The 25,582-nt window shown below is 31.6% G+C and carries 30 protein-coding genes; 8 read left to right on the forward strand and 22 right to left on the reverse strand.

What is annotated here, in order from left to right; translation table 11 throughout:
* Positions 1 to 38: 38 nt before the first annotated feature.
* The 14 genes from alsE to LQ611_RS03695 all read right to left on the reverse strand — a co-directional run bounded on the left by alsE (position 39) and on the right by LQ611_RS03695 (position 13,106).
* Positions 39 to 722: a D-allulose 6-phosphate 3-epimerase gene (alsE, locus tag LQ611_RS03630; protein ID WP_239709346.1), complete on the reverse strand. Its 684-nt coding sequence runs from the start codon at positions 720 to 722 to the stop codon at positions 39 to 41.
* A 14-nt stretch (positions 723 to 736) separates the two neighbouring features.
* Positions 737 to 1,837 carry a PTS fructose transporter subunit IIC gene (locus LQ611_RS03635; RefSeq protein WP_119495330.1) on the reverse strand — a complete coding sequence of 367 codons (1,101 nt, stop codon included), beginning with the start codon at positions 1,835 to 1,837 and terminating at the stop codon, positions 737 to 739.
* Positions 1,838 to 1,853: 16 nt separating this feature from the next.
* Positions 1,854 to 2,306, reverse strand: coding sequence for a PTS sugar transporter subunit IIA (locus tag LQ611_RS03640; RefSeq protein WP_107572860.1), 453 nt, complete (start codon positions 2,304 to 2,306; stop codon positions 1,854 to 1,856).
* A 12-nt stretch (positions 2,307 to 2,318) separates the two neighbouring features.
* On the reverse strand, positions 2,319 to 2,630 hold the full coding sequence (locus tag LQ611_RS03645) for a PTS fructose transporter subunit IIB (RefSeq protein WP_037590079.1): 312 nt from the start codon (positions 2,628 to 2,630) through the stop codon (positions 2,319 to 2,321).
* A gap of 15 nt (positions 2,631 to 2,645) precedes the next feature.
* The gene (locus LQ611_RS03650) at positions 2,646 to 3,029 is read right to left on the reverse strand and encodes a PTS sugar transporter subunit IIA (RefSeq protein WP_107572859.1); all 384 of its coding nucleotides are present in this window, start codon (positions 3,027 to 3,029) and stop codon (positions 2,646 to 2,648) included.
* The gene (locus LQ611_RS03655; RefSeq protein WP_119495329.1) at positions 3,022 to 4,506 is read right to left on the reverse strand and encodes a BglG family transcription antiterminator; all 1,485 of its coding nucleotides are present in this window, start codon (positions 4,504 to 4,506) and stop codon (positions 3,022 to 3,024) included. Before LQ611_RS03655 ends, LQ611_RS03650 begins: the two co-directional genes overlap by 8 nt.
* 230 nt (positions 4,507 to 4,736) lie before the next feature.
* The gene (locus LQ611_RS03660; protein WP_107572857.1) at positions 4,737 to 5,741 is read right to left on the reverse strand and encodes a zinc-binding alcohol dehydrogenase family protein; all 1,005 of its coding nucleotides are present in this window, start codon (positions 5,739 to 5,741) and stop codon (positions 4,737 to 4,739) included.
* Between the two features lie 21 nt (positions 5,742 to 5,762).
* Positions 5,763 to 7,262 (reverse strand): tagaturonate epimerase family protein, encoded by a 1,500-nt coding sequence (locus LQ611_RS03665; protein WP_107572856.1) that lies wholly within the window; start codon positions 7,260 to 7,262, stop codon positions 5,763 to 5,765.
* Between the two features lie 25 nt (positions 7,263 to 7,287).
* Positions 7,288 to 8,535: an MFS transporter gene (locus LQ611_RS03670; RefSeq protein ID WP_103362056.1), complete on the reverse strand. Its 1,248-nt coding sequence runs from the start codon at positions 8,533 to 8,535 to the stop codon at positions 7,288 to 7,290.
* A gap of 24 nt (positions 8,536 to 8,559) precedes the next feature.
* Positions 8,560 to 9,393 carry an SDR family oxidoreductase gene (locus LQ611_RS03675; protein WP_119495327.1) on the reverse strand — a complete coding sequence of 278 codons (834 nt, stop codon included), beginning with the start codon at positions 9,391 to 9,393 and terminating at the stop codon, positions 8,560 to 8,562.
* Complete coding sequence (gene uxuA / locus LQ611_RS03680; RefSeq protein ID WP_107572855.1) at positions 9,386 to 10,468, reverse strand: mannonate dehydratase; 1,083 nt, start codon at positions 10,466 to 10,468, stop codon at positions 9,386 to 9,388. The genes LQ611_RS03675 and uxuA overlap by 8 nt, the downstream gene beginning before the upstream one ends.
* Before the next feature lie 12 nt (positions 10,469 to 10,480).
* Positions 10,481 to 11,497 (reverse strand): zinc-binding alcohol dehydrogenase family protein, encoded by a 1,017-nt coding sequence (locus LQ611_RS03685; RefSeq protein ID WP_107590838.1) that lies wholly within the window; start codon positions 11,495 to 11,497, stop codon positions 10,481 to 10,483.
* Between the two features lie 16 nt (positions 11,498 to 11,513).
* Positions 11,514 to 12,458: a sugar kinase gene (locus tag LQ611_RS03690; protein ID WP_107572853.1), complete on the reverse strand. Its 945-nt coding sequence runs from the start codon at positions 12,456 to 12,458 to the stop codon at positions 11,514 to 11,516.
* Positions 12,459 to 12,473: 15 nt separating this feature from the next.
* On the reverse strand, positions 12,474 to 13,106 hold the full coding sequence (locus LQ611_RS03695) for a bifunctional 2-keto-4-hydroxyglutarate aldolase/2-keto-3-deoxy-6-phosphogluconate aldolase (RefSeq protein ID WP_107572852.1): 633 nt from the start codon (positions 13,104 to 13,106) through the stop codon (positions 12,474 to 12,476).
* A gap of 157 nt (positions 13,107 to 13,263) precedes the next feature.
* Between LQ611_RS03695 and LQ611_RS03700 the strand changes: the two genes are divergently transcribed.
* Positions 13,264 to 14,016, forward strand: a complete 753-nt coding sequence (locus LQ611_RS03700; protein WP_107565795.1) for an IclR family transcriptional regulator — start codon at positions 13,264 to 13,266, stop codon at positions 14,014 to 14,016.
* Positions 14,017 to 14,104: 88 nt separating this feature from the next.
* The gene (locus LQ611_RS03705) at positions 14,105 to 14,713 is read left to right on the forward strand and encodes an FMN-binding negative transcriptional regulator (RefSeq protein ID WP_107565794.1); all 609 of its coding nucleotides are present in this window, start codon (positions 14,105 to 14,107) and stop codon (positions 14,711 to 14,713) included.
* Positions 14,714 to 14,898: 185 nt separating this feature from the next.
* Here LQ611_RS03705 and LQ611_RS03710 read toward each other — a convergent pair whose 3' ends face one another.
* Entirely contained in the window at positions 14,899 to 15,741 is an 843-nt protein-coding gene (locus LQ611_RS03710; RefSeq protein ID WP_239709347.1) for a LysR family transcriptional regulator, read from the reverse strand.
* Between the two features lie 97 nt (positions 15,742 to 15,838).
* Here LQ611_RS03710 and LQ611_RS03715 point away from each other — a divergent pair, with 97 nt between their 5' ends.
* From LQ611_RS03715 to LQ611_RS03725, 3 genes are all read left to right on the forward strand, one after another.
* Positions 15,839 to 16,825: a YeiH family protein gene (locus LQ611_RS03715; RefSeq protein ID WP_107572851.1), complete on the forward strand. Its 987-nt coding sequence runs from the start codon at positions 15,839 to 15,841 to the stop codon at positions 16,823 to 16,825.
* A gap of 57 nt (positions 16,826 to 16,882) precedes the next feature.
* The gene (locus LQ611_RS03720; RefSeq protein ID WP_025904773.1) at positions 16,883 to 17,707 is read left to right on the forward strand and encodes a trypsin-like serine peptidase; all 825 of its coding nucleotides are present in this window, start codon (positions 16,883 to 16,885) and stop codon (positions 17,705 to 17,707) included.
* A gap of 516 nt (positions 17,708 to 18,223) precedes the next feature.
* Complete coding sequence (locus tag LQ611_RS03725) at positions 18,224 to 18,448, forward strand: TetR-like C-terminal domain-containing protein (protein ID WP_107565792.1); 225 nt, start codon at positions 18,224 to 18,226, stop codon at positions 18,446 to 18,448.
* Between the two features lie 23 nt (positions 18,449 to 18,471).
* Here the strand turns inward: LQ611_RS03725 and LQ611_RS03730 are convergent, their stop codons facing one another.
* From LQ611_RS03730 to LQ611_RS14200, 3 genes are all read right to left on the reverse strand, one after another.
* Complete coding sequence (locus LQ611_RS03730; protein ID WP_025904774.1) at positions 18,472 to 18,849, reverse strand: polyketide cyclase; 378 nt, start codon at positions 18,847 to 18,849, stop codon at positions 18,472 to 18,474.
* 67 nt (positions 18,850 to 18,916) lie between these two features.
* Positions 18,917 to 19,696 carry a GH25 family lysozyme gene (locus LQ611_RS03735; RefSeq protein WP_119495325.1) on the reverse strand — a complete coding sequence of 260 codons (780 nt, stop codon included), beginning with the start codon at positions 19,694 to 19,696 and terminating at the stop codon, positions 18,917 to 18,919.
* Positions 19,697 to 19,729: 33 nt separating this feature from the next.
* Positions 19,730 to 19,849, reverse strand: coding sequence for a DUF6440 family protein (locus LQ611_RS14200; protein WP_309137259.1), 120 nt, complete (start codon positions 19,847 to 19,849; stop codon positions 19,730 to 19,732).
* 155 nt (positions 19,850 to 20,004) lie between these two features.
* On the opposite strand from LQ611_RS14200, the gene LQ611_RS03745 reads away from it, so the two are divergent.
* On the forward strand, positions 20,005 to 20,319 hold the full coding sequence (locus LQ611_RS03745) for a thioredoxin family protein (protein WP_058590832.1): 315 nt from the start codon (positions 20,005 to 20,007) through the stop codon (positions 20,317 to 20,319).
* 2 nt (positions 20,320 to 20,321) lie between these two features.
* Here LQ611_RS03745 and isaB read toward each other — a convergent pair whose 3' ends face one another.
* Both isaB and LQ611_RS03755 read right to left on the reverse strand, forming a co-directional pair.
* Positions 20,322 to 20,873, reverse strand: a complete 552-nt coding sequence (gene isaB / locus LQ611_RS03750) for an immunodominant staphylococcal antigen IsaB family protein (RefSeq protein ID WP_049319496.1) — start codon at positions 20,871 to 20,873, stop codon at positions 20,322 to 20,324.
* Positions 20,874 to 21,101: 228 nt separating this feature from the next.
* Positions 21,102 to 22,322: an MFS transporter gene (locus LQ611_RS03755; protein WP_158011153.1), complete on the reverse strand. Its 1,221-nt coding sequence runs from the start codon at positions 22,320 to 22,322 to the stop codon at positions 21,102 to 21,104.
* Positions 22,323 to 22,494: 172 nt separating this feature from the next.
* Here LQ611_RS03755 and LQ611_RS03760 point away from each other — a divergent pair, with 172 nt between their 5' ends.
* Positions 22,495 to 23,484, forward strand: a complete 990-nt coding sequence (locus LQ611_RS03760) for a siderophore ABC transporter substrate-binding protein (RefSeq protein WP_239703083.1) — start codon at positions 22,495 to 22,497, stop codon at positions 23,482 to 23,484.
* A 26-nt stretch (positions 23,485 to 23,510) separates the two neighbouring features.
* On the opposite strand, the gene LQ611_RS03765 is transcribed toward LQ611_RS03760, so the two are convergent.
* Positions 23,511 to 24,383: an AraC family transcriptional regulator gene (locus LQ611_RS03765; RefSeq protein ID WP_025904780.1), complete on the reverse strand. Its 873-nt coding sequence runs from the start codon at positions 24,381 to 24,383 to the stop codon at positions 23,511 to 23,513.
* A 205-nt stretch (positions 24,384 to 24,588) separates the two neighbouring features.
* Between LQ611_RS03765 and LQ611_RS03770 the strand changes: the two genes are divergently transcribed.
* Positions 24,589 to 25,164, forward strand: a complete 576-nt coding sequence (locus tag LQ611_RS03770; RefSeq protein WP_025904781.1) for a GNAT family N-acetyltransferase — start codon at positions 24,589 to 24,591, stop codon at positions 25,162 to 25,164.
* Between the two features lie 234 nt (positions 25,165 to 25,398).
* Here LQ611_RS03770 and LQ611_RS03775 read toward each other — a convergent pair.
* The coding region (locus tag LQ611_RS03775) for a transposase (RefSeq protein ID WP_239709348.1) at positions 25,399 to 25,582 on the reverse strand (184 nt) is incomplete at its 5' end.

The raw sequence follows: 25,582 nt of genomic DNA on the forward strand, positions 1-25,582 counted from the left end.
CCTGAGTTGTCGTCCAACTCAGGTGGCGGTATTATTAGTTATACTTCAGTTAATGCATTATTAAAGTCTGCTATCATTTTGTGCCATGCTTCGTCAATACGTTCATCTAAACCAAATAGCCCGCTTCTTCCCAATATATAAATATCTGGATTGGCTTTTTGAATTTTACTAAATGTCTTCTTATTTGAAGAACCATCCATTTCAATTAAATATTTGTATTGATGTTCATCTCTTAACTTTCTTAATTCTACTATTTTATCTAATGTTTCATCGATAAATTTTTCTCCAGCAAACCCTGGATCAACGGTCATAATTGTAATCTTATCTAAATATTGAATATATGGTTTAATCACTTCAATGGGTGTTTCTGGATTTAATACGATTCCTACTTTTTTACCATGATCATGAATTTTATGAATCAATCGGTAAGCAACACCATTGATGACTTCTGCATGTATGCATATATAATCTGTATCTACTTTTAATAATTCATCCACCCAAAACGAAGGTTCTGTGACCATTAAATGCGCAGAAATAGGTACGTCAGAAATTTTCTTCACTTGTTCAATAAACCAAGGTGACAGTGTAATATTCGGGACATAGTGACCGTCCATAATATCTATATGATAAGATTCTACGTGCTGATTCAAAAATGTAATCTGCTCGCTAAATTTATCTAAGTCCATCGTCATTAATGATGGTGAAAACTTTACATTCTCCATGTGTTAAACCTCCATTAGTATACTTTAATATCGCCTAATTCTATATCATCTTCTTCGATTTCATCGACCATTTCTTCTGATTCATTTACAGGTTTCTTAAGTAGCACAAGTACTAGAGCTGTAACAATAACATTTGCAACGATAGCGATGACAAAACCTAATGGCTGAGACATTGTTGGAATTGCTAACATGCCACCAAACGGTACTTTCGAGTCAGCGTTCATCACCATTGAAATCGCGCCACCTACTGCTCCACCGATTCCTGTAGCAATAACACATCTAATAATGTCGTTTAAGACAATCGGTAAGACACCTTCTACAATTTCAATAATCCCCATTGGGAATGCTGTTTTTAATGTTTCTACTTCTACTTTTTTATAAATATTTTTACGCATTAATCTTCCAATCCAATATGCAAATGCGAATCCAATTGGCGTAGCTGTGTTAACGACAATCAATGCTGTTATAGGTTCATGAATACCTTGTGCTTGTAGTGTTAATACAAATGCAAATACTGTCTTATTAATTGGACCACCATAATCGACACTTGCTAATACTCCGATGATAATGCCATAAATTAATTTAGAAGTACCACTTAGAGATTGTAAATACTCCGTCAAAATATGCGTGAATTGTGTAATTGGTGCTCCGATTACATAGACCATAATGAGTCCACCTACAAGCGAAGCAATAAATGGAATTACAAGCATCGGCATTAAGCCTTTAGCCCAATTTGGCATTTTGATATATTTAATAATTAATACAACAAGATAACCTGCCAAGAAGCCACCTATTAATCCTCCGATAAAACCTGATCCAACTGCATTAGCTGTTAAACCAATAACAAGGCCAGGTGCTATACCCGGTTTATCAGCAATTGAATAAGCGATACCTGTTGCAATAACGACTGGTAACATGCCCAGTCCAGCACCACCTAATGTTGCTAGTACATCCCAGAATGAATAGCCAGTCTTCGTTAAATCTGTTGATGAATCTCCACCTAACGCCATCCCAATTGCAATCATGAATCCCGCTCCACATACAACTGGAATTAAATAAGATATTGCCGTAAGTAAATGACCTTTTATATTCAACTGATTAAAAAATGTTTTCACGTTATCTCCCCCTTTGTTAGTTAGATAATATTGCTACAACTTCTGTTTTATTTTTAGAATTTAATAATTGTTCAATCACTTCATCATTACTCAACTTTCTTGCGATTAATGATAAGAGTTTCAAATGTTCTTTAGAATTGTCGCTATCTTCACCAACTGCAAGTAAAATAACGACTTTCGCACCTGTATCATCTAAAGATGGCCACTCTACTTCATCTTTTAAGACGGCAATTGCAATACCAACTTTGTTAACGCTACTACTTTTCCCGTGTGGAATCGCCACAAAGTTACCTATACCTGTTACGCCTTCAGACTCTCTTTTATAAACCGCTTCTAAAAATGCTTCTGAATTGTCTATATATTGTTCTTTATCAAATAAATGAACGAGTGTTTCTAAAGTTTCTTCTCTATTATTTGTCTCAAGTTCTGTTAAGATTGTGTTCTCATCTAATACATCTATTAAATTCATATGGCATCTCCTTTATTGTTGTGAAATTTGTTCGATTTTTTCTATTAATTTATTTGGAGATTTTATTGCGACATCTGTCGGTATTTCGATGACTTTTTTACCTTCAAATCTTTCTTTAGCGCTTACCTTTACATCTACAGCAAGTAACACGATATCAGCTTGTTTAATATCTTCTGGTGACAATTCATTCTCAACACCTATTGTCCCTTGTGTTTCAATTTTGATATTATGACCTTTCTTTTCAGCTGCTTTTTCTAACTTTTCAGCTGCGATATATGTGTGTGCAATACCTACTGTACAAGCACAAATACTCACGATATTCATATTTCATTCCTCCAATTATAATAATGACTCTACAAAGTCTTCGTCTGCTAAATTCCTCATAAATGCTTGAACGTCTTGCAATACTGCTTGATCTTCTTGTGGTTTAAGATTTAACAAAATAATCAATTTCAATGACTGGTCATGCCAGTTCATAAGATTTGTCTCATTTTTTATTAAAAATATTTTAGTCTTTAAAATGTTCTCACTTTGAATATGTGGTAAAATCACTTCTGGAAAAATTTCAATATTCCCATGTTGTTCTCGCTCGTGTACTTCTTCAATAAAAACACTTTCAGACTGAATGTACTGATCTTTCTTTAACTGACTACCTATTTCTTCAATGACATCTTGATACATTGTGTTAGTTGTTTTAATTTCATAAAATAACGATTCATTCATTGTTATCACCTAACATTTCTATCATCTTTCGCAATTTAATTTGATCATTCTTATTAAACATTGCGCTGATGACTACGATTGGAATTTGCTTTACTTCAGGTATATGAACAGTTGAAATAATCAAATCGATTTTATGCAAGTCATCTTCTTGTAAATCAAAAGAAGATTTAACATCTACAATCTCAATTTCAGGTACATTTCTGTCTATTTTTGTTTTCAATAATTCAGAAGTACCTATGCCTGTAGTACAAGTAATCAGTGTTTGTATTTTCTTAGGATTTCTCTCAAGTTCTTTTGCAAAATACAATGTTAAAAAGCCTATTTCATCATCATTCATTTTTTTAATATGATATGTTTCAGAAATTTGATCTGAAATTTGTCGTATAACTGTAAAAACATGTGGATATTCAATTTTAATTTGTTCTATTAAAGCATTTCTGACATTTAACCCATGTTCAATTCGATTAAGCATTGGTTTAATATGTTTAAGAAGTTGCTGCTCTAAATCAATATTTTTAAATGAATGATTTAATTCCTGACTCGCACCATCTATCAATGCATTTGTTATATCGATGACTTCTTGTGAATATTGCATATCTTCTTGATTATGTTGAACATTTTGCGTTTCAAATCTGGAAGAAATAAGATATTCAAACAAATAAATCCGTTCATTTTCAGGTAATTGAGTATGAAGATAATGTTCAACATTGCCAATTACCATGTCATTCATTCTATAAAATGATTGATACTCATTTTTCAACTTTATCAATTCAGGTGTCTTTCTATCTTTGTCTTGTTTGATCACACCTCTTTTTCTAAAGCGCATGATTAAAATATATAAATGAGAGAAAATGTTCACATTATAAGGATAAGGAATAATCATATCTTTATAACTCTCAATCTTATTTATTTGTTCTTGCACAAAATGTGCATCTTTATCTTCATTTTGATCGATAACATTATATGCAGAAAAATTAGACAGTTGCCCATCTCCAATGAGTTCTAACAATGCATTTCGAATATCACTTTCATCACCATTTATAGATAAATGACGATTCTTTCTTTCTAAATTTAAATTAAAACGTTTTAACATTTCTTCAATTTTTTTCTCATCTGTGTTCAAAACACTCTCAGAAATATAATAACGTTCGATAATATTAAAGATAGATATCGATTTAGGGGAGATTAACAATAAATCTTTTGTCATCATATTTCGTCTTTCAATAGGAGAAAACAAATCATTTTGATGAAGTTGCCCCGTTTCATGCTGTTCAATATATTCTTTATCATCAATACGATAGCCCTTACCTTTTTCAGATATAATAAGAGGCTCTTTATAATAATCATTTATACGTTTAACAAGTCGATAAATCGTTTTAGTAGAAACATCTAGATGTTTCGCCAATCGATTCGAATCGACAAACGAATGCGCATTTAATAAGTAATGAATTAACTTCTCTTGATTATCACCTTCCATGACTTTTACAACCTCCCTGTAGCTTTATCATAAAACAAATATATGTAAGCGTTTTACTTTTGTTTGTCCATTACAATAGACATTAAAATATCATTCATTATAAACTATCGCGTTACTAAAGTAATGAATTAACCTCTTTTACAATTCTGCATTTGTAAAAAGACTGCATATAAATTAAAATTGCGCACAAAAAAACTCACTTTAGCAAAATTACTAAAATGAGTTTGAATTTAAAGTTCTATAAGTGTTTTGTTCGTTTGAAACTTCCCTTGCTCAAAAAATACTGGGACATCTTCGAATTTAATATGCTTAGTAAAATAGCTTTCTTTTATTTTACCTTGTCGAATTTGCTCAATTACGAAATCGAAATCATTTAATGTCGCATTTCTACTTCCCATAAGTGTTATTTCTTTAGCATGAAAATCTGGGTCTACAAATTCAATAGTGTCTTTAACTAAACCGACGTAGACTATTTTACCGCCATGATTAACATAATTGAATGCTTGTTCCATAGACTTCTTATTCCCAGTTGCATCAAACACAATTGTTGGATATTCATTATCATTTACTGAAAGTATGTCGTCAATAATGGAAGGACTAACCACTATTGTTTCATCACACTCAGACCATTCTTTACAAAATTCTAATCTTTCAGCACTAAGATCAACGACAATAACCTTTGCACCTTTTAATTTAGAGAAACGAGCAACACCTAAACCGATTGGACCAGCTCCAACAACCAATACTGTTTCACCTGATTGGACATCTGCTCTATTGACACCATGTGCACCAATACTTAAAGGTTCAATCATAGCAGACATATGAATCGGTAAATCGTTAACTTTAATCACATTTTGAGCTGGAACTGATAAATATTCTGTCATACCCCCATCTCTATGTACACCAATTACTTCTATGTTCTGGCAACAATTCGTCTTATTATTACGACAAGCTAAACATTTTCCACAATGGACATAAGGTATGATTGTAACTTTATCGTCTATCGAAATATCTTCAACATTTTTTCCAATCTCTTTAACGATCCCTGACAATTCATGTCCTAATATTCTAGGATATTCAAAAAATGGCTGATTGCCACCATAGGCATGAATATCTGTTCCACATATTCCAATATGTTTTACATTAATTAATATATGGTCATCTTCTATGAAGCTTTGTTCTTTAGTTTCTTGAATAATCATTTTCCCAGGTTCTTCACAAACAATTGATTTCATATTATACACTTTCTTTCATTTTTATTTTGAATTAAAGTTCAATAGTTCCAAATGTTTACCAATATGATTTTTAAGCAATTCAGCATATTCATCTTCATATTTTTCTAAAACGGCATATATATCATCTTTAAAAATATAGTGACCATTATCATTTTTAACAGTCAGAAGTAACCCATATGAGACATGTAGGAGTTGTCTCGCATTATCATCTTCTAAATAAGATTTATATTGCGTTTCAGTTAATTGCTCAATTGGTTTTATATTCTCAATATTAGGCGTGATGTGATAATATTTTTGCGTTTCCGCAAAATGATCCAAAGCATATTGATGTATATTCCTATATAGATTCGGTTCATGTATGGCTATTAAGCGCACAGCTTCTAACCAGTTAGTACCTGCTGTTTTTATATGGAAACGTTTATGCGTCTTTTCACTTATTAAAGGAAATACAGAAAATTTATCACTACCTGAGTGAATACTTAATTTATATTTAAAATAATCTGCAATATTAGCATGTACTTCAAGTTCTTGTTCAAACTGAGCAATATCACCAATATAATCTATACCTTTTTGAAATTCTCCACAAAATCTTGGTGCTAAACTTGTCACTTGCACGTCTTGATCATATAATTCCTTTGATACGAAAAAGTGATCAAAAGGTGTTGTAATCGTCATTGTTTCATCAATAGAAATTTCAAAATCAATATCTCTATCTAAAGGTTCGATGTAAGTTTTGTATATATAAACCATGTATTCAATTGCTTTATGATAAACGACGACAACTTTCATAAGTTCGTGTTTATCAAACACTAAATCATTATGCTCGATTTGATAAGACTTACCTAGGTACTTATCTTCATAGTATTGCTTTATCTCTTGATTAAACGGTTGATAGGCATCTTCTACTTCATCATGATTGTCTAAATCAACATCATTTCTAATGTAATCAGAACAATCTAAAGTCAACATCGAAATACCAAGCTCTAATTCATGTTTAATATCACTTTCTTCTTTAAGATGATCACCATCAGCACCATAACCATCTGTATAACCTTCTTGTATAACACTGTATGCTGCTGAATCGATAACATCTTCCATTTTTCTATTTGTTAAATCTAATTCCCTAATACTTTGCTGTGCAAAAACTGGTCTCATTTTAGAAGTTCGTACAGCTTCAACATGTCCAGGTGTCGCAAGACCTAATCTATCGCCTAAACCTATCGTTGTTTCATTCTGACCAAATGCTCTCGGTTTTGTAAAATCAAAATATTCGTTTAACACTAATCTATTTTCATGAGTTAATGGGCACAATTTTGCATCATTACCATATTCTTCACCATTAAGGTCTTGAAATAAATGATCATTACCAACTGCTAATAAATACTTTTCATTTTCAGCTTTAATAATGATAATACTTGTATCTTTTTCTTTGAATAGAGATTTTTCATACACTTTTATGATTTCTGATTCAGGTAATTCATCTTTTTTCACAGAAGAAATAATCTGTTGTAATCCTTCCATTATTTCACCCATCCTTTACTCGATTTTATACACCTTCAGGTTTTGCAATTGGTTTAACAAAGAATATAACGGCTATAGAAGCTATCACTGCTAATCCACCTGCAAGTAAAAAGGCAGCTGTATATGTTCCAGTTGTTTGAATAATATAACCTGTAATAGTTGGACCAACAATACCAGCAGTATTTGCTAATAAATGCATAAAGCCACCAACAGATCCAACATTATTACTATCTACAACATCTTGTACAATTGCCCAATATATTGCGCCTGTTAAATACAAGAATAAAACAGATAAGGCAACTAACGTTACAGCGCCAGCTGTTGTTGTGACTATTCCTGAAATACCGATACACACAGCTGAAAGGAATAAACAAATAACCAGAACAACTTTTCTAGAGAAAAGCACACCTTTTTGAACAGTATGTTTATAAACAAAGTCTGAAACGATACCACTCATTGCTAGACCTAAAAATCCTAAAACCCATGGTATAACAGTAATTAAACTCATGTTTTCAATACTTAAGTTACGAGCATCAACTAAATAACTTGGGAACCATGTTAAGAAGAAGAATAAAATATAGTTATAAGCAAAGAAAGCGAATGCCGTAAAGAGCACAGTAGGATTCTTTAAATAATATCCCAATTTAAATGTAGTAACTGGTGCTATATCTGCTTTTTCATCAATTTTAGTTTCTTCAATATAATCTGGTTTTTCTTTCGCAAAGAACCACCAAGATATAGCCCAAATTATACCAATGACCATAATAGCTATGAAAGATACTCTCCAACCTAAATGTAAAGCGATATACCCTACTATTGGACCTGAAATAGCACCGCCAAGAGGAGTACCACTATTTGCTAGTCCTACAGCTGTTGCACGTTTTGAAGGTGGATACCAGTTATTAACCATCTTATTAATGGTTGCGCTTAATGGACCTTCACCCATACCGAACAATATTCGGACAATAAACAAACTTACAAATCCGACTACTAAAACGATCGCACCACTAAATAGTGACCAAACAATCATTGCAACAAACAATGTGATTTTTGCACCAAATTTATCAGAAGCTACACCGCCAACAAAGTTGAATATTGCATAACCAATTGAAAAACTACTAAAAATAATACCCATTTGACCTGGTGTTAATTTTAAATCCTCTTGTATAAACGGTGCTGCTACTGAAAGTGCAGAACGATCTAAATAATTAATAACACCCGCTAAAAATAGAAATATTAAAATAATCTTGCCATTCCTACCTATTTTTCCCATGCTCGAATCCCCTTTGTATGTTTATTAAACGCCTGAGTATGCCATAAACCCGCCATCGACTGGTACAGTAATGCCATTTACAAATGATGAATAATCTTTATCTAATAACCATAAAATCGTACCGATAAGTGCTTCTGGTTTCCCAAATTCTCCAAGAGGTGTTTGACTTAATATTTTTTCTGAACGTGCCGTCAGACTTCCGTCTTCGTTTAATAATAAGTCTCTATTTTGTTCTGTTAAGAAAAATCCTGGCGCAATCGCATTAACTCTAATATCTTCCTCTGCAAAATAAACAGCCAACCACTGCGTAAAGTTATTAATAGCAGCTTTTGCAGCACTATATGCTGGCACTTTAGTCATTGGTGCGTAACTGCTCATAGAAGAGAAATTAATAATACTTGCATGCTCTGACTTCAGTAATTCTTTACCGAATACTTTGGCAGCAACAAATGAACCAATAAAGTTATTATTAAATACATGTTCAAATCCACTTTGTTCTAAATCAAAAAAGTTCTTTTTATCTTCAGCATTATATGACTCTGAATCTGTAATAGCGTCAGGATTATTACCACCTGCACCATTAATTAAATAGTCAATTTTTCCAAATGCTTCTAAAATTTCGTCTTTAGCTTTCGTTAGCGATTCTTCATTCGTAACATCAACTGAATAGTTACGAGCAATACCACCTTCAGCTTCTATTTCTTGAACAACTTCTACACCTTTATCATAAGTACGATTTAAAATGGCGATTTGCATGCCTTGTTTGCCTAATTCTTTCGCAATTGTTCTACAAAGCACTCCGCTTCCACCTGTAATTACAACAACTTTATCTTTTAAACTTTCATGTTTACTAAACATTTTTACCAGACTCCTTTTCAAGTTGATATGCATCCCATAATCCATTTAAGTACATAATGCCTAATGCTCTATCATATAATCCGTATCCTGGACGACATTCTTCATTCCATAAATGTCTACCGTGATCTGGTCGAATGTATCCTTTATAATCTGCATCTGATAAATGTTTCATAATTTGTGCAATATCAATATTACCGTCTTCTGTAAAATGAGAAGTCTCTACAAAACTGCCATTTTCGGAGATACGAACATTTCTAATATGCATAAATGGTGCATGCTCATGGTATTTCAAAGCAATTTCTGCCATATCATTATCTTTACTAGCACCCATAGAGCCCGTACATAACGTAATCGCATTATTTGGACTATTATTGATTTCAAACATTCTCTCGTAACTATCTGCACCAGTTATAATTCTTGGTAAGTTGAAAATAGAATATGGTGGATCATCTGGGTGAATTGCCATTTTAATGCCACAACGTTCTGCAGTTGGAATGATTGCGTTTATAAAGTATGCAAAGTTTTCCCATAATTTTTCTTCATCTATGTCTTTATAAGCTTCAAATAGTTCTGAAATTTGATCTAATTTTTCTGGTTCCCAACCTGGCATTGTTAGATTTTTACTCGCACTTGAAACAGTTTCTATTAATTCTTTCGGATCTAAATTTTTAACTTTTTCATAATCAAAGTATAGTGCTGTAGAACCATCTTCTAATGGATGGAACATATCTGTTCTAGTCCAATCAAATATTGGCATGAAGTTATAACAAATAACTTCCACACCATATTCAGCTAAATTCTCAATTGTTTGTTTATAATTTTCGATTAATTCATCACGTTCACTATTACCTAATTTAATAGATTCATGAACATTCACACTTTCAACAACTTTTGCATTAAATCCATGTGATTCAATATATTCAACTTCTTCTTTAATTTCTTCTTTTTCCCAAACAGCACCAACTGGCTTTTCATGAAGTGCCCATACAATCCCAGTTGTATTAGGTATTTGTTTAATATCTTCTAATGTAATTGTGTCATTGTTTCTTCCGTACCAACGAAATGTCATTTCCATTTTATCCATCTCCTAATTGAAATTAATAATAGCCTTCTTAACTTGTTCTGGATGTTCATCTATATATTGAAACGCTTCTTTTGCTTCATTTAAATCAAATTGATGTGTTACTAAATCAAAATCATCAAATTTACCTTTTTCAATATTCTCTATTACTTCTGCAAACTTATAAGTTTGTAATCTTGAACCAACAATAGTCAGTTCATTTTTTGTAATTGGCATTTGTGAAATGTTAGCTGGTCTTTCATCAAATCCTAATACGACCACTCTCCCTGCTGCAGACGTTACTTGAACACTTGTTTCAAATGTTTGAGGCATACAAACTGCATCTATCGATACATTGACGCCTTCGCCATTCGTAATGGATCTGACTTCTTCAAGTAAATCTTTCTCAGCCACATTAATGGAAATATCTGCACCTTGTTGTTTTGCATAATCCAATCTTGATTGATCTAAATCTGAAATGATTACTTTTACATCTTTCAATTTAGCGTATCGTAATATGCATAATCCAATAGGGCCAGCCCCTTGTATAAGTAGAGTATCTCCATCTTGAAGATCGCCTCTACTAGTTGCTTGAGCACCAATTGTAAGTGGTTCAATCAGAACGCTCTTTTCAAATGGAATATCTTTATTTACTTTATGAAGTTGCTTCTCATTAATAGCGAAGTACTCTCTCATACCACCATCTTCATGCACACCGAAAACGACTAACTTCTCACATACATTTGGTCTACCTTGCTTACATGCATAACATTCTCCACAAGGTCTAATAGGTTCAACGACCACGTGATCGCCTACTTGTAATTCAGACTCTCCATAAACCTCATCTACAATGCCTACTACTTCATGTCCAACCACTCTAGGAATAGTTGCTAATGGGTTAGTTCCATGTAAAATATGTCTATCTGAACCACATATGCCCACTTTTTTAGTTTTTATTAAAATATTTTGTTCTTCGTTTATCTTAGGTTTATCTAATGTTTCTACAACAAGTTCATTTTTTCCGATTACTCTAGCTGCTTTCATGTATACACACTCTTTTCTATCTATTTATAAGTTCTTTACCACTCAAGAAACTTTCTACTTGTTCTAAATATGGCAATCCTTCGTTATCGCCTATTACTTCTGTAACCATTCCACCAACTGCATTTGCGAATCTTACGCGTTCTTTTGCTGTATATTCTTTACTTAAAGCGAACAAGTATCCGCTTGAAAAGCCATCTCCAGCGCCTACTGTATCGATTGGACTTACTGGAAAGACTTCTGTTTCAAATTGTTCTTCATTGCTTACAAATTGTGTTGGTAAATGTCCACCTTTGACAATGATTTCTTGTAAGCCTTGTTCTTTTAATAAATCTTCAATATTTTCAAATGGTGTCGCTATTTTAAGAATTTCTAGTTCTTCATCGCTTGTTAACAGAATATCTGTATAAGGCAATAACGCGCCTAGACTTTCACTTGCTGTTTCTTTAGACCAAGTTTTTAGTCTAATATTTGGATCTAAAGTTACAGTTGTATTTGCTTTTTGTGCTTTTTTTATCATTGATTGAATCAGTTCGATTTTATGGTGCAATAATGCGACAAACACACCACTGACGTGGAAATAATCAATATCATCAAAGTTAATATGTGCGACATCTTCTTCTGTTAAGTCTTTAATGGGTGCATTGTCTCGATAATAAAATGAAGCACCGCTTCCATCTGCATTGATTTGTTTAAAATAAACGGACGTGTTTTTTCCTGATACTTGTTCGATATGCTCTGTATCAATACCTTCTCCACGTAAATTATTGATAATATGTTGACCAAATTCATCTTTACCAACTTTTGAATAAAAAGTTGTTTCTAACCCTAATCTACTCGCACCAATTGCTACATTTAATTCCGCGCCTCCAATTGTTCTTTGGAATGTATGATTAAATTTCAAAGGTCCTTTATTACTAGGATTCATGGCTATCATGGAATCACCTATTGTGAAAAGCCTCATTTCTACCACTCACTTTCATCGATTTCTAACAGCTTCTACATACTTTTGAGCTTTTTCTGAAATAACTTCATAATTATTTCCTGTAAATTCTTTCGTTAAGTCGCCACCAATACCTACAGCAAATGAACCTTTTTCAATCCAATCAGATACGTTATCTAAATTCACGCCTCCGGAAGGCATCAGTTCTACGTTAGGTACTGGACCTTTAATATCTTTAATAAATCCGGCACCTAATTGTCCTCCTGGGAACAGTTTAATTAAATCAGAGCCATAGCGTAACGCTTCTATAATTTCTGTTGCACTACTACAACCTGGTAAGTATGGAATAGAATATACATTACATAATTTAGATATATTGGTGTCTAAATGCGGACTTACAATATATTGCGCCCCTTTATTAATCGCAATTTGTGCAGTAGCAGCATCTAACACTGTACCTGCACCAAGAACGATATCATCACCATATTGTTTATGTACTTGATTAATCACTTCTTCAGCATTCGGTACAGTAAACGTAATTTCTATATTTTTAAATCCACCTTTAATGATTTCATCCACAATTTTCTTTGTTTCATCCTCGTCATTCCCTCTAACAACTGCAACGAGGTAATTTTCATGTAACTGGTTTAAAATTTTATACTTTTTCAAAATAGCCCTCCGTTCCACATTATGATACAATGTATTGTATAGTAATATTTAGTATTATTATAACGTTTGTGAAAACGTTGTCAATTATTTATTTTCATCTATGTTACTTAATTCATAGAATAATTTATGCTATATTTTTATCAAAGAGGTGATGATTATGGCTTCTAACGTTCAATCCATTGACCGCGCATTAAGCATTTTAGAAATCATATCTGAAAAAGAACAAATATCATTAAAAGACTTAGTAGATGAAACTCAATTATCTAAAGCAACTGTACATAGACTTGTTAATTCATTGATTAGCAATGGCTACGTTCAACAAAACGCATTGACCAATCAATATGAAATAACTTTTAAAATGTTCCAACTTGGGAATAAACGTGTACAAAATATTGATTTTTTAAATGTAGCTAAAAGTATGATTAGTCAGCTGATGACAACAGTTGGGGAAACATGTCATTTAGTAGTGGAAGACAATAACGAAGTGGTATATATTGATAAATTTATACCAAGTAATAACAATCGATCGATGGCATCAAAAATTGGGAAACGAGCACCAATGTATTGCACAGCAGTAGGTAAATCTATCCTTTCGACGTATGAGAATGAAAGAATCCAAGAAATATGGAATCAATCGAACATTGTTAAACTAACCGAAAATACAATCACAGACTATGATCAATTCATCGATGAAATAGCAGTCATCCGGGAACAAGGTTATTCCGTTGATAACGAAGAAAACGAAAAAGGCATATATTGCGTAAGTACATACTTCGTAAACTATCGAAACGAAGTCCAAGGCGCTATCAGCCTTTCATTCCCTACAACAGAATTAGATAAGAAAGAGTTCTTTGTAGATGAATTAAAAACATGTGCTAACAAAATTTCTAGATTACTTGGGTATCATTAAGAGAATAAGTAATTTTAGAGAGTGGGTGGCGCACGATATCTCTCAGCCTTCGTGCATTATGATGAATGATTTATAAGGGGGCTTTTACATGTATGTACCAAAATATTATCAAATGAAGGATTATGGAAAAATCAAAGATTTTATGATGCATAATAATTTTGTAACCATCATTACTTATGACGAATTAAAACCTCTTGCTACACATTTACCGGTTAATATTGAAGAAAAAGATAATACCTTATATGTGTCAGGCCATTTTGCAAATGCTAATAAACAATGGCAAACAATCGAATCAAACGAACATATCCTTATCATATTCCATGGTCCTCATGCTTATATTTCTTCTACATGGTATGAAAAAGAAGATGTTCCAACTTGGGATTACCAAAGTATACATGCGTATGGTAAAGGGCATTTGTTAAGTGAGTCAGAGTTAGTAGATGATTTGACGATCCTTTTAAATAAATATGAAAGTCATCGACAAAATGGTGCAACTTGGAACAATTTATCAGATCAAACGAAAAAACAAGTTAAAGGTATTGTAGGTTTTAAAATGGAAATTGAAGAAATTGATGCTGCTTATAAACTAAGCCAGAATCGTAGTGACATTGATAAAAAGAATATTGTTTCGGAACTTAATAAAAGTGAAAATCCTGTAGATACAGTATTGGCCAAAGAAATTGAAGATAATAAATAAATGTTGTTACATAAGGGAGCGGGACAGAAATCTAATTTGTATAAAAAGATTTCGTAGTCCCGCCCCGGCAAGGATGACTAGAGTTGAAAAAAGCTTGTTAAAAGCGCATTTTCAATTCAGTCAGCTACTGCCAAGATGTTTAAAGAGACTGAGACATTATATTATGTCCCAGTCTCTTTATGTATTTATCTAAACTTATAGTTCTTAATTTCATTTACGATCGTATTATATTTATTTGTCTTGTATCTTGATTTGTTAGACACTATAAAGAAATTACGATTTAAATCTAGGTCGTTTGTGACGATATAATCTTCATCAAATGATTTTATAGAGAAATTGGATAATATCGTAAAGCCCATGTTTTGTTTAACGAGTTCTAAAATTAATTGGTTATCATTAATGACGACTTTACGAGATGTTAAATTCAATTGCTGTAATAGCATATCTTGATAATATCTTATACCCGATCCTGTTTCTCTAACGTAACATCTTAATTGATTTAAATTTTGGTTTGTTTGTTTATTTTTCACGAGTAATAGTTTATCTCTCGTTAGGACTTCACTATTGATTTTGTCGTCCAGTACTGGCTTTTCGATAATGCCTAGATCAAGTGAGTAATCTTTCAACTTATTTAATATATCAGCTGAGTTATAGACATATATATGAATATTTAATTTTGGATATTTTGTTTGTAGATAGATTGTTAAGTCTAGTAACATCGATTGACCGAAAGTGTGACTCGTTCCTATGACAAACTTCCCTTTCACATCTTCTTTATGCTGATTAATTTTTGTTTGCAATTGCTCATCTAATATTGCTAATTGGCATGCATAGTTATATAACTCTCTTCCCTCTTCTGTCAAAATAATATGCTTTCTTGTATTTTCAAAAATCTTAATTTGATATTTTTCTTCAAGTGTTTTGATATCTCTACTTATTGATGGCTGTGATTTATATAACTTTTCGGCAGCATTCGTAAAGCCCTCTTCTTCTACAATAACTTTTAAGATTTGTAATTTATCTTCCATTACAACCACCTCATATCATTTTTGTTATATTATATATTTAAAAATAGCATTTCACAAATATTCATCTTGCACTTAAACTTACGTTGAGGTGAACATTATGGGGGAGAAATTTAATAAACGTTTTTTACTCGGTATTGGATTTACGTTTTTAGTTGCTATTGTCAGTATACTTTTATCGTATTTACCGGTATTTAACAAAGTTGGTGCACTCGCAATTGCGATTATTACAGCTATTTTATATAGACATTTCAGGGGATATCCTACGCAAATCGAATCGGGGATTGCATTTTCATCAAAAAAATTATTAAGATTTGCGATTATTCTATACGGGCTTAAATTAAATTTGTGGACGATTATTCACCAAGGTAGCACATTATTATTACTAGATGTTGGTGTCGTCGCTTTTGCGATATTGTTTATTTTGTTTTTAAATAAAATCATTAAAGGAGATAACAATTTAGTCTTGTTATTAGGTGTTGGAACTGGTGTTTGTGGTGCAGCTGCAATTGCCGCAATATCACCTATTCTTAAATCTAAAGACAGTGATGTTGGGATTAGTGTAGGTTTAGTGGCCATAATGGGTACAATATTCTCTTTAACTTACACGCTATTATTCGCTATTTTTCCAATGAATGCTGAATTTTATGGTATTTGGTCAGGTTCAAGCTTACATGAAATTGCACACGTTATTTTAGCAGCAGATGCCGGAGGACAGTCATCATTAGGCATTGGCTTATTAACAAAGTTAGGTAGAGTATTTCTATTAATACCATTAAGTATTATTTTCTTAATTATCGTTAATAGAAAGAGATCACATAAAGTGTCACAAAAAATAGACTTTCCGTACTTTTTAATTGGATTTTTAATTATGAGCGCTGTGAATACGTTCATTCCTATTCCTGAATCAATAGTAAATGTAATCAGTACATTTACAACACTCATCTTAATTATGGCAATGGTCGGTATCGGTTTAAATGTATCTTTCAGTGACTTAAAAACGAAAGCATTCAAACCAATGATAGCAATGCTTATAACGTCAATCGTGTTATCAGTAATCACATTTATTGTCGTTGGATTTTTATAATAGAAATATCAGGGTATAACATAGTGATGATTCAATTTTGAGAAAGATTGTGATTAAATGCTGTTATACCTTAAATTATATTTAATACTCATAATTTCCATGTTCAATTATTTATTGATACCAACTGATGTCCCTGCAACCTATAAAGATACATTTACTAAAGCAACACATCATGATTATCAAGAAGCTTTTAAATTAGGTTCACAAATTCCAAATGAGCAACTTAAAATCAAACCATTTCATTCAAACGACAAAACTATCAGTCAAGCTGTTGGTAAAGTTACATCTGATGAAACAGGCAAGTCAGGAAATGGCGCAACAGGGTTTGTCGTCGATGATCATACAGTTATCACAGCTTCACATGTCGCAAGTGATGATGACGGAAATAAGGAAAAGAAACAATTTTATTTCTTTCCAGCTAAATCTAATCAATATACACCGATGAAATTCAAGATTAAGCAATTTTATAAATCAAACGAAAGAGATGTCGCAGTACTCATTACTGAAAAATCATTAACACCTAAAATTAAACCTTTAACTATAGCATCCGAACGTGAAATTCAAAAATTGAAACCTAAATCAGCATTATTTATGGCAGGTTATCCAAATGAAGAACCATATGACGGTCAATATATGTATCAATCAAAAGGATTCTATCTTAAACCAACTCAAGACTATATCGAATATATCGGACACATGCATCGAACTATAGGATTTTCAGGATCTCCAGTATTTAATCAAGACAACCATGTCATAGGTATACATGCACATGGCATTCGTCCAACTGAAAAAGTCAAAAACCCATCAACTAGAGACATATACACAGGCGGACCACTCATTACTAGTAAGACAAAAGCATTTATAGAAGAACATAAAAAATAAAGCTGGGATACAAAATCCTAGCTTTAAAGTATCTATTTATATAGATATTTAAGACATACAAACGTCTGGGACAGAAATGTTCTAGACTTTTTTCATTTTTAGAAATAAGAAGCTGAATATTGCAAGTGGAGCGTGACTAGCAATGTTGAGAGGCTGAATATTGCAAGCGGGGCTCGACAAGCAATGTTGAGAACCTCGTATTTATCAAGACTGGTGAAACAAGCAACATAGAACCTCTGTATGTTGCAAGACAGCCTAAACAAGCAACATAGAACCTCACGTTTAGATTGATTTTTCAATTAAAAAAAGACTGGGACACAAAGTAATGTCTCAGTCTCTTTTAATATTTCTATGTAGTATTAATTTTTATATCTGCGCTACAACGCCGATTATTTATTAACATTATTATACCAATTTATGTCAAATTAGACAATATTTATTTAACTATTAAATTCGTACTATTTAATATAATCGTCTGTCAGAAAAAGCTCTTTCTCGATTTTTATCTATTAACCATTGATATTTGATCATTTAAGTTCATATAAGAATATCAACAACACTATTGGTGATATTCCATTACTATATTTCACAAGCTATGTATCAGGTGCAGGTATTTCACTTATTAAACATTGGATACAAGACGAAAATAGAATCGATAAATCTCATTTAATCAAACATTTCACAACAATCGTCAATAATGGTCCCGTCCCATTAATGGAAAAAGAACAGTTCCCAAAATAATTTTAGGAACTCTTCTAAGTTTTTTATGATTGATTTGAAAACAATTGATCATCTTTAGGTTGGTTTTCTAAGTAGATAATTTTGCCGTTTGCATCTAATCTTGCGATATCTTTGCCTTCTTGTGTATAAACACCTGTTTCATATCGATTACCACAAATTGCCCAATCTGTTTCGTAACTACCGTCTTCGTTTTGCGTCCAACCGTTGTGCATATGTTTTAAATCTTTATTTGTTGTATAAACACTTTTAACAAACTGCTTCCAAGCTTCTTTACCTTTAAAAGTCTTCTTATTTAGTACAAATTCTATATCATCATGAAATAGTTCATTTAATTTATGAAAACTTTCTTCACTGTATCTTGCTTCATCAAATAAGATAAAGTATTCATCTAATATGTTCATTATATTCACCTTCTTTTCTTCAAGTGATTATACCGTTCACTTTACAAAAGAGAAATCATAATGCTCATTAATTTATAAACCAGCTTGTTTGCACATTTGGTCCTAGTACATTTGCATCGACATTTTGATCAAGTTCTGATGAATAGTAACTATCTGTGTATTGCCATAATACATGTTCTCTTTCAGGTTGTGTTTCTTGATATGAGGCTAACCAATAACCATCATAAGAGCCGACAGCATTTGCTGTATGATTAACCATAAAGTCTTCATAAGAATATAGTAATACTTTCTTATCGCCTGAATACTTCCTCATTTCATTTAACCAAGCGAGTGTACTTGCATTCGTATCTCCTGAAGCAACTGATTCTTCCTCATAATCATTGATATAGAAACTTGCATTAGGTGCTCTATTATATAGCGATTTCGCTTCTGTTCTTGCTTCACTTGCATTTTCATACATACTATATGTATATACACCATACTTCATATTATTGGCAGAAAGTAATTTTGAATTTGTATCAAATGTTGCATCTTTATAGTCTGAACCATACTGTGCTCTTAAAATAATAAAGTCATAATTGGCTTTAAGCTTTTTAACTTGAGCTGCAGTTAATTCACCTTGCCATTCTGATAAATCAAGTATCGAATCATCTTTAGCTACTGTCGAAGATTCCTCTATTTCTTGTTTATTTCTAAAAGTATTTTGATTTTCATTTTCTATGTATTTCTTATAACCATGACCCATCGTACCTTCTTCTTGGGCCGCTTCTACTTCTTCAGATGATACATTGATGATTAACATTATCGTCACAACTGTTATCATCATTTTTAGAAATCTTCTAGACATTTAAATACTCCTTTGACTTTGATGTATATTTTATTAAACTTTATCTATTACAGGTTTTCCATTCTCATCTAACAATGGTGTTAAACCACTACCTGTACCTACCCAAGCATTGATATAGTTGACGCCTGTTTCACGATCAACAAGAATCGAAATGCGACCTAATCCTTTAACATTATCTACCTATTTAACATAAAATCGATTATTATCTTTTGAATCATTATCTTTATTACCAAACATATTTTTTCCTCCTGTTCTCATATAATGGTATAATATTTGCCATTATAATTAAATGATAGGAGCTAAATTTCATGAAAATCATCACAACTTTTGATGAATTAAATAAACAGATTGATGCACATACATTCACACTAATCTATGTATCTAGCGAGAATTGTTCGGTATGTAAAGCAGATCATCCAATCGTACAAAAAATGGTGGAAGACTATGACATTCCAGCATACGAAATTGTTGCTAATCAAATGCCAGAAGCAGTCGGACAATTAAATTTATTCACTTCACCTGTCGTATTACTTTATTACAACCAAAAAGAAGTTCACCGACAAGCCCGTATAATAGACTTTGATGAACTTCAATATCGTATAGAACAATTTAACAATCTATAGCATTATTCAACAATCGTATAGAAATCAATTCTCGTTACAGTACCTGTTTCATCAGAAGTGAAGGCAATTTTATAACCATTTAAACTCCAAGAATATTGACCTTCAACACTTCTCGGACTACCTGATTTACTGAAATCTGTACCGTAAGAATCAACAACATCATCTATCGATAAATTAAATTGATTTGCATTTGTCGGTTGTGCATTAGCATCTAAACCGTAGTTACTATATACATTTAAATTTTGATCATATAAATTTATATTTTTAGCTTCATCTTGATGTTCTTTAGCATAATCTTCATGTGCAGGTGTTTCATATCCATTTAACGTGAAATTACCTGATTCAAATCCTTTTTTGAATGTATCCGTTATGAAAAATCCAGGATCATAACTCACATATCCATTGTAATAAGAAGTATAAGGTTGAGAAGCTTGGCTATCCATATTACTGTTGCTCGCCGCATCAACGGAATGACCGTTACCCGCCGCGCCTACCGTAAATACTGTCGCTACTGCTAAACCGGTTGAAACAAAAACTTTTGAAAATTTGTTCATTCGATTACTCTCCCTTTATATAGATTATGTATCATAAGATGATACACCTTCATCCTACACTTTTAAATTTCAATTACAAGGAATATTAAATAAAACATTTATTTATTTTTATTACTTTTGTTTAATAATAATCATTTTAATAAATTTAAAAACCCCAACCCGATATTTTCGAGTTGGGGTTTAATATATACTTTATTCTAATACTTCTATTTCTTTATTGATAATCCCTCAAATTACGCCGTCATGCTTTTTGATAAATGCGTAAAGATATGCCAAGATAAAGCATAATATTGCGGTAAAGGTGAACGAAATAATATAGAATACTGAATTAATGTCAAAGAGTATACCTGCAACTAAAATTCCAAAAGGCATCATTACTTGTGACATTGTTTGTGACAATGCTAAATATTTACCTTTTATTTGTTCTGGTACATTTTTTTGTACATAAATGTTTATCGGTACATTACTCAGTACGACGCCGCTTCCGATAATAAATATACTTATAAAATATATTACAAGTATCGATAAATTATATAAATCTGTTATAAACGGAATACATAATATGAGTATTCCCACAGCTAAAGTAATCATGGCAACTTGCATATTTGCTACAAGTGTTCCTTTATTCTTCAACTTAGGATAAATCAAACCAAACAATATACCTGCTAGCGGAAATCCTGTTTCAATGATTCCTAACTGTTTAGAATTCATATTAAATATAGTGACAAAACTTCCTGGAATACCTACCGTAACGAAACCAAACATAAAGTTAATGATAGATCCTGATAATAGTATTAAAAATATATCTTTATTTGATTTCAAAAATTTAAATACAACTTTATAACTGTTAAAGAATGTATCCTTAACTTCTTCATAGACTTTACTTGCTAGAACTTTATTAAACGCAATATTAAGCACTATTATTAATGAAATGAGCTCAGTTACAAACATAATAATCATAAAAGTCTTAATATCGAAATAAGCGTATACTATTCCACCTAAAATTGGAGCACCTATTTGTAATACATTCTGAATGACATTTCTATATGAAACTGTTTGATCTATAAAACGTTCACTAACTAAACTTAACAAACCACTGTTAAAAGTGAGTGATACAGCCATATCTGTAACTGTTAAAATGACTACAATTATGTATATGTATAGAAGTTGGTTTAAACTATTTGGTATTAAGTAAATACTTATAATTGATAAAATCGATATGCACTGCATAGTTATAATAAATGATTTTTTATTAATCTTATCTATATAATATCCGATAGTAGTGCTACCCAAAATAAATATGAGCGAATATATAATCATAATATTAGAAAATGCTTGTACACTTCCTGTTATCTTTAAAACATGAAAAGAAAGCGCAAATGTAAATAATTTACTGCCAATAATACTAAAAAAGGTAAATAAAATAATAAATATATAGTTTTTCTTCATATTGCATACCACCATATCATGACTTACTTTAATTATATACAAATTATTCTATATGGGGAATAAGTAAATATGCACCCTCTAAAACATTCCCGATTTTTAAAAATAGCACTTGTTATTCTTAAATTATTTTGTATAATTGAGAAATGTTATCAATTAAAAATAGGAGGCAATCATGAAAAAGTATATAACCGTCATCGTTTGTGTTCTTTTATTATTATCTGCATGTAGTAATAGTAAAGGTGAAGTCAGTCATAAAGATACTGTCACAATTAAGAATACTTTTGAATATAAAGAAAAGAATAAAGATCATAATAGAGGTAAGAAAAAAACTGAAACTTTAACAATACCTAAGAATCCTAAAAAAGTTATTGTCATGGATTATGGGGCTGTAGATATTATGAAAGATTTGAAATTACAAAAACATATAACAGCTATTCCTAAAGGTCCAAATGGTGATTTCTTACCAAGTTATTTATCAGAGTTTAAAGATGATAAATATACCAATTTAGGAAATCCCGGCAGACCGAATTTTGAAAAAATCGCTGAAGAAGATCCGGATTTAATTTTAATATCATTTAGGCAAGCTTATACTAAAAACTTAAAAGAATTTAAAAAGGCCGCACCTAACGCAAAAGTACTTTACGTGAGTCCTGATGATGATCGTTACATAGAATCTATTAAGGAAAATGCACAAAATATTGGAAAAATATTCGATAAAGAAAATGAAACTCAATCACTCATAAAGAAACTTGATCAAAAAGTTAAATCTGTAAAAAATAAAGTGAATGACGATACCGTTATGTTTGCGAATATTGACCAAAAAGGCATTAAGACATACGGTAAAACTGGTAGATATGGTGGCTTTTTAAGTGGTGATTTAGGTATCAAACATATTGATCCAGACATGCCAGCAAACTCAAGCGGACAGTTAGTATCATATGAATATATCGCAGAAAAGAATCCAGACAAAATCTTCTATATAAATAGAACAGATGATGATTCTAAAGGATTACCACAAGAACTTGAAAATCCAGTCATTAAAAATGTTAGTGCCATCAAAAATAAAGATATACTAAAGTTTGATTCCAACACATGGTTCTTCGGTTCTGGTGGCATTAGTTCAACAATTAAACAATTAGATGATATAGAGAAAGCTTATTAATGAGAAAAAGTCTAGGGTATGGCACCCTAGACTTTTTCTATACTTCTAACTGCTATCCAAATTTCACTGTAAGCTGTTTCTTCCTGGGTATTCATTTTTGTAAATGAGAAATTTGGTACATCTTCTAATTCATACCCAGAAGATGGTAGCCATTCTGCATAAATGCTTGCCATAGTATTTTGCATTGTAGATGGGAAATGTCCTTCATTAGGAAATACAGCCCAAGTATGTGCTTCAACTTCAAAAACATCTAATAACTCACGATTTATTTCTACTTTATCAGTAATTACACCAATCATATGAGTTAAGTATCCTTCTTCTTTTTCAAAATATGCATCAGCATCATAAGAAATATTTAATACTTCTTTTGGTTCAATATTATTAAGTGTATGCATATATGATTTTTGTTCGTTTGAAATACTATTTGCAAGCTCTACAATACTTTGATTTACACCTTCAAACTGCATAGGTATCTTTGTTGAAACCCCGACAAATTTGATAGCAGGTTTATTTTCAATTCTATATTCCATATCTATACCTCCTCTTATACTTATCGTAAAAGTAAGTTTAGGAAATGATTTTATACATGCAAGATGCATTGCATTTGATGGCAAAGAACCTGTCCAGTTTTTAAATGCGCGACTAAATCCATCTACTGAATGATAACCATATTTAAAGGCTACTTTAGTAACAGATTCACCATTTTTTAAATCAACATTAGCTAATGACAATTTACGCTTTTTAATATATTCACTCAAAGGCAGACCAGATATTGCCTGAAATATTTTCCGAAAGTGATAATCAGATATACCTACATGTTTAGCAATATTTTCAATAGATAAGTCATTTGTTAAATTATCTTCAATATAATCTAATGCTTTATTTAAATCATCTATCATTCCATTCCCTCCTTACATGGTTAATCATAATTTAATACTATAATATTTACTCGACGTTATATAACCAAATTATATCGGATAGTATTCATTACCTCTAATAATTCATGAATAGCATACATCTTTATTGTAAGCTTCCTCTACAAACCTAGGTAATTAAGGTATATAATGTAATAAATTACACATATTTTTACAAAGGGGATTTTTAATGTATACAGATAAAGAATTAACTTTCCGTACGAATAGGTTGACGATTCGACCTTTAAACTATGATGACCACAAAGATTGGATTGAAGGCTTTGAAAATCGATATCCTTCGCAATATAAACACGACAAAGGGAAAATCAATATGGATGAATGCGACGAAACTTGGTTTAAAGCACTCGTTGATAAACAACAAGCGCTCATTAAACAAGACGATACGTTTATATTTGGAATATTTCTAGAAAATGGCAAACATGTAGGCATGCTGGATATTAAAGTATTAAGCAGGTCTGACTTCCAATGGGGAGAATGTGGCTATTTCTTGCACAACCAATTTTGGAATCAAGGTTATGCATTTGAAGCTATGAAAGAAGTCATCAGCCAATGTTATAAAACATTAAAACTTCATCGCATAGAAGCACATATTAATGTAGATAACGAACCTTCTAAAAAACTCATTAAAAAATTAGGATTTGAATTTGAAGTATTAAGAAAGAACTTTATTTATGAATTTGATGAATGGACAGATAACGAAGTATATTATATTAATTTACATAACGAAAAATTGATAGAATCTTAAAGATTGAGCGACCCGAAAACAAGGTTTTCGGGTCTATATTTTTATTTATCGGCCTGTATTTCTCATTTCTGGACCGGTAATTTATTTTATAGTCAAGTCCATATGTTTGTGTAATATCTTTAGAATGTAATCAACCTTTGGTTTTTAATGAATCGAACAACTATATTTATTTTGAAGTTTAAACAGATATAGTTGTTTGATCACTACTTATTTTTTTAAAAATAAGTAGCTTAATTAAGCGATAAATGGTCTGTTAGACTTATCAAATCTTTCTTGAATATCCATAAGTACTGCGCCAATTAATCTAAAAGCTGAATCTAGATTAGAGAATGTTTTAACTATTTTTTCTCGTTTTCTGAGTTGCATATTAATATTTTCAACTGAATTAGTAGTTCTTAGATTTTTATGATGTTGAGCA

Origin of the sequence: Mammaliicoccus sp. L-M44, from assembly GCF_022386355.1 — a bacterium.
GTDB lineage: Bacteria > Bacillota > Bacilli > Staphylococcales > Staphylococcaceae > Mammaliicoccus > Mammaliicoccus sciuri_A.

What these genes read in the sequence shown, in the direction of transcription:
- alsE (WP_239709346.1), bottom strand. Translation starts at nt 722, where the DNA reads ATGGAGAATGTAAAGTTTTCACCATCATTAATGACGATGGACTTAGAT.
- LQ611_RS03640 (WP_107572860.1), bottom strand. Translation starts at nt 2,306, where the DNA reads ATGAATTTAATAGATGTATTAGATGAGAACACAATCTTAACAGAACTT.
- LQ611_RS03645 (WP_037590079.1), bottom strand. Translation starts at nt 2,630, where the DNA reads ATGAATATCGTGAGTATTTGTGCTTGTACAGTAGGTATTGCACACACA.
- LQ611_RS03650 (WP_107572859.1), bottom strand. Translation starts at nt 3,029, where the DNA reads ATGAATGAATCGTTATTTTATGAAATTAAAACAACTAACACAATGTAT.
- LQ611_RS03655 (WP_119495329.1), bottom strand. Translation starts at nt 4,506, where the DNA reads ATGGAAGGTGATAATCAAGAGAAGTTAATTCATTACTTATTAAATGCG.
- LQ611_RS03660 (WP_107572857.1), bottom strand. Translation starts at nt 5,741, where the DNA reads ATGAAATCAATTGTTTGTGAAGAACCTGGGAAAATGATTATTCAAGAA.
- LQ611_RS03665 (WP_107572856.1), bottom strand. Translation starts at nt 7,262, where the DNA reads ATGGAAGGATTACAACAGATTATTTCTTCTGTGAAAAAAGATGAATTA.
- LQ611_RS03670 (WP_103362056.1), bottom strand. Translation starts at nt 8,535, where the DNA reads ATGGGAAAAATAGGTAGGAATGGCAAGATTATTTTAATATTTCTATTT.
- LQ611_RS03675 (WP_119495327.1), bottom strand. Translation starts at nt 9,393, where the DNA reads ATGTTTAGTAAACATGAAAGTTTAAAAGATAAAGTTGTTGTAATTACA.
- uxuA (WP_107572855.1), bottom strand. Translation starts at nt 10,468, where the DNA reads ATGGAAATGACATTTCGTTGGTACGGAAGAAACAATGACACAATTACA.
- LQ611_RS03685 (WP_107590838.1), bottom strand. Translation starts at nt 11,497, where the DNA reads ATGAAAGCAGCTAGAGTAATCGGAAAAAATGAACTTGTTGTAGAAACA.
- LQ611_RS03690 (WP_107572853.1), bottom strand. Translation starts at nt 12,458, where the DNA reads ATGAGGCTTTTCACAATAGGTGATTCCATGATAGCCATGAATCCTAGT.
- LQ611_RS03700 (WP_107565795.1), top strand. Translation starts at nt 13,264, where the DNA reads ATGGCTTCTAACGTTCAATCCATTGACCGCGCATTAAGCATTTTAGAA.
- LQ611_RS03705 (WP_107565794.1), top strand. Translation starts at nt 14,105, where the DNA reads ATGTATGTACCAAAATATTATCAAATGAAGGATTATGGAAAAATCAAA.
- LQ611_RS03710 (WP_239709347.1), bottom strand. Translation starts at nt 15,741, where the DNA reads ATGGAAGATAAATTACAAATCTTAAAAGTTATTGTAGAAGAAGAGGGC.
- LQ611_RS03715 (WP_107572851.1), top strand. Translation starts at nt 15,839, where the DNA reads ATGGGGGAGAAATTTAATAAACGTTTTTTACTCGGTATTGGATTTACG.
- LQ611_RS03720 (WP_025904773.1), top strand. Translation starts at nt 16,883, where the DNA reads ATGCTGTTATACCTTAAATTATATTTAATACTCATAATTTCCATGTTC.
- LQ611_RS03730 (WP_025904774.1), bottom strand. Translation starts at nt 18,849, where the DNA reads ATGAACATATTAGATGAATACTTTATCTTATTTGATGAAGCAAGATAC.
- LQ611_RS03735 (WP_119495325.1), bottom strand. Translation starts at nt 19,696, where the DNA reads ATGTCTAGAAGATTTCTAAAAATGATGATAACAGTTGTGACGATAATG.
- LQ611_RS03745 (WP_058590832.1), top strand. Translation starts at nt 20,005, where the DNA reads ATGAAAATCATCACAACTTTTGATGAATTAAATAAACAGATTGATGCA.
- isaB (WP_049319496.1), bottom strand. Translation starts at nt 20,873, where the DNA reads ATGAACAAATTTTCAAAAGTTTTTGTTTCAACCGGTTTAGCAGTAGCG.
- LQ611_RS03755 (WP_158011153.1), bottom strand. Translation starts at nt 22,322, where the DNA reads ATGAAGAAAAACTATATATTTATTATTTTATTTACCTTTTTTAGTATT.
- LQ611_RS03760 (WP_239703083.1), top strand. Translation starts at nt 22,495, where the DNA reads ATGAAAAAGTATATAACCGTCATCGTTTGTGTTCTTTTATTATTATCT.
- LQ611_RS03765 (WP_025904780.1), bottom strand. Translation starts at nt 24,383, where the DNA reads ATGATAGATGATTTAAATAAAGCATTAGATTATATTGAAGATAATTTA.
- LQ611_RS03770 (WP_025904781.1), top strand. Translation starts at nt 24,589, where the DNA reads ATGTATACAGATAAAGAATTAACTTTCCGTACGAATAGGTTGACGATT.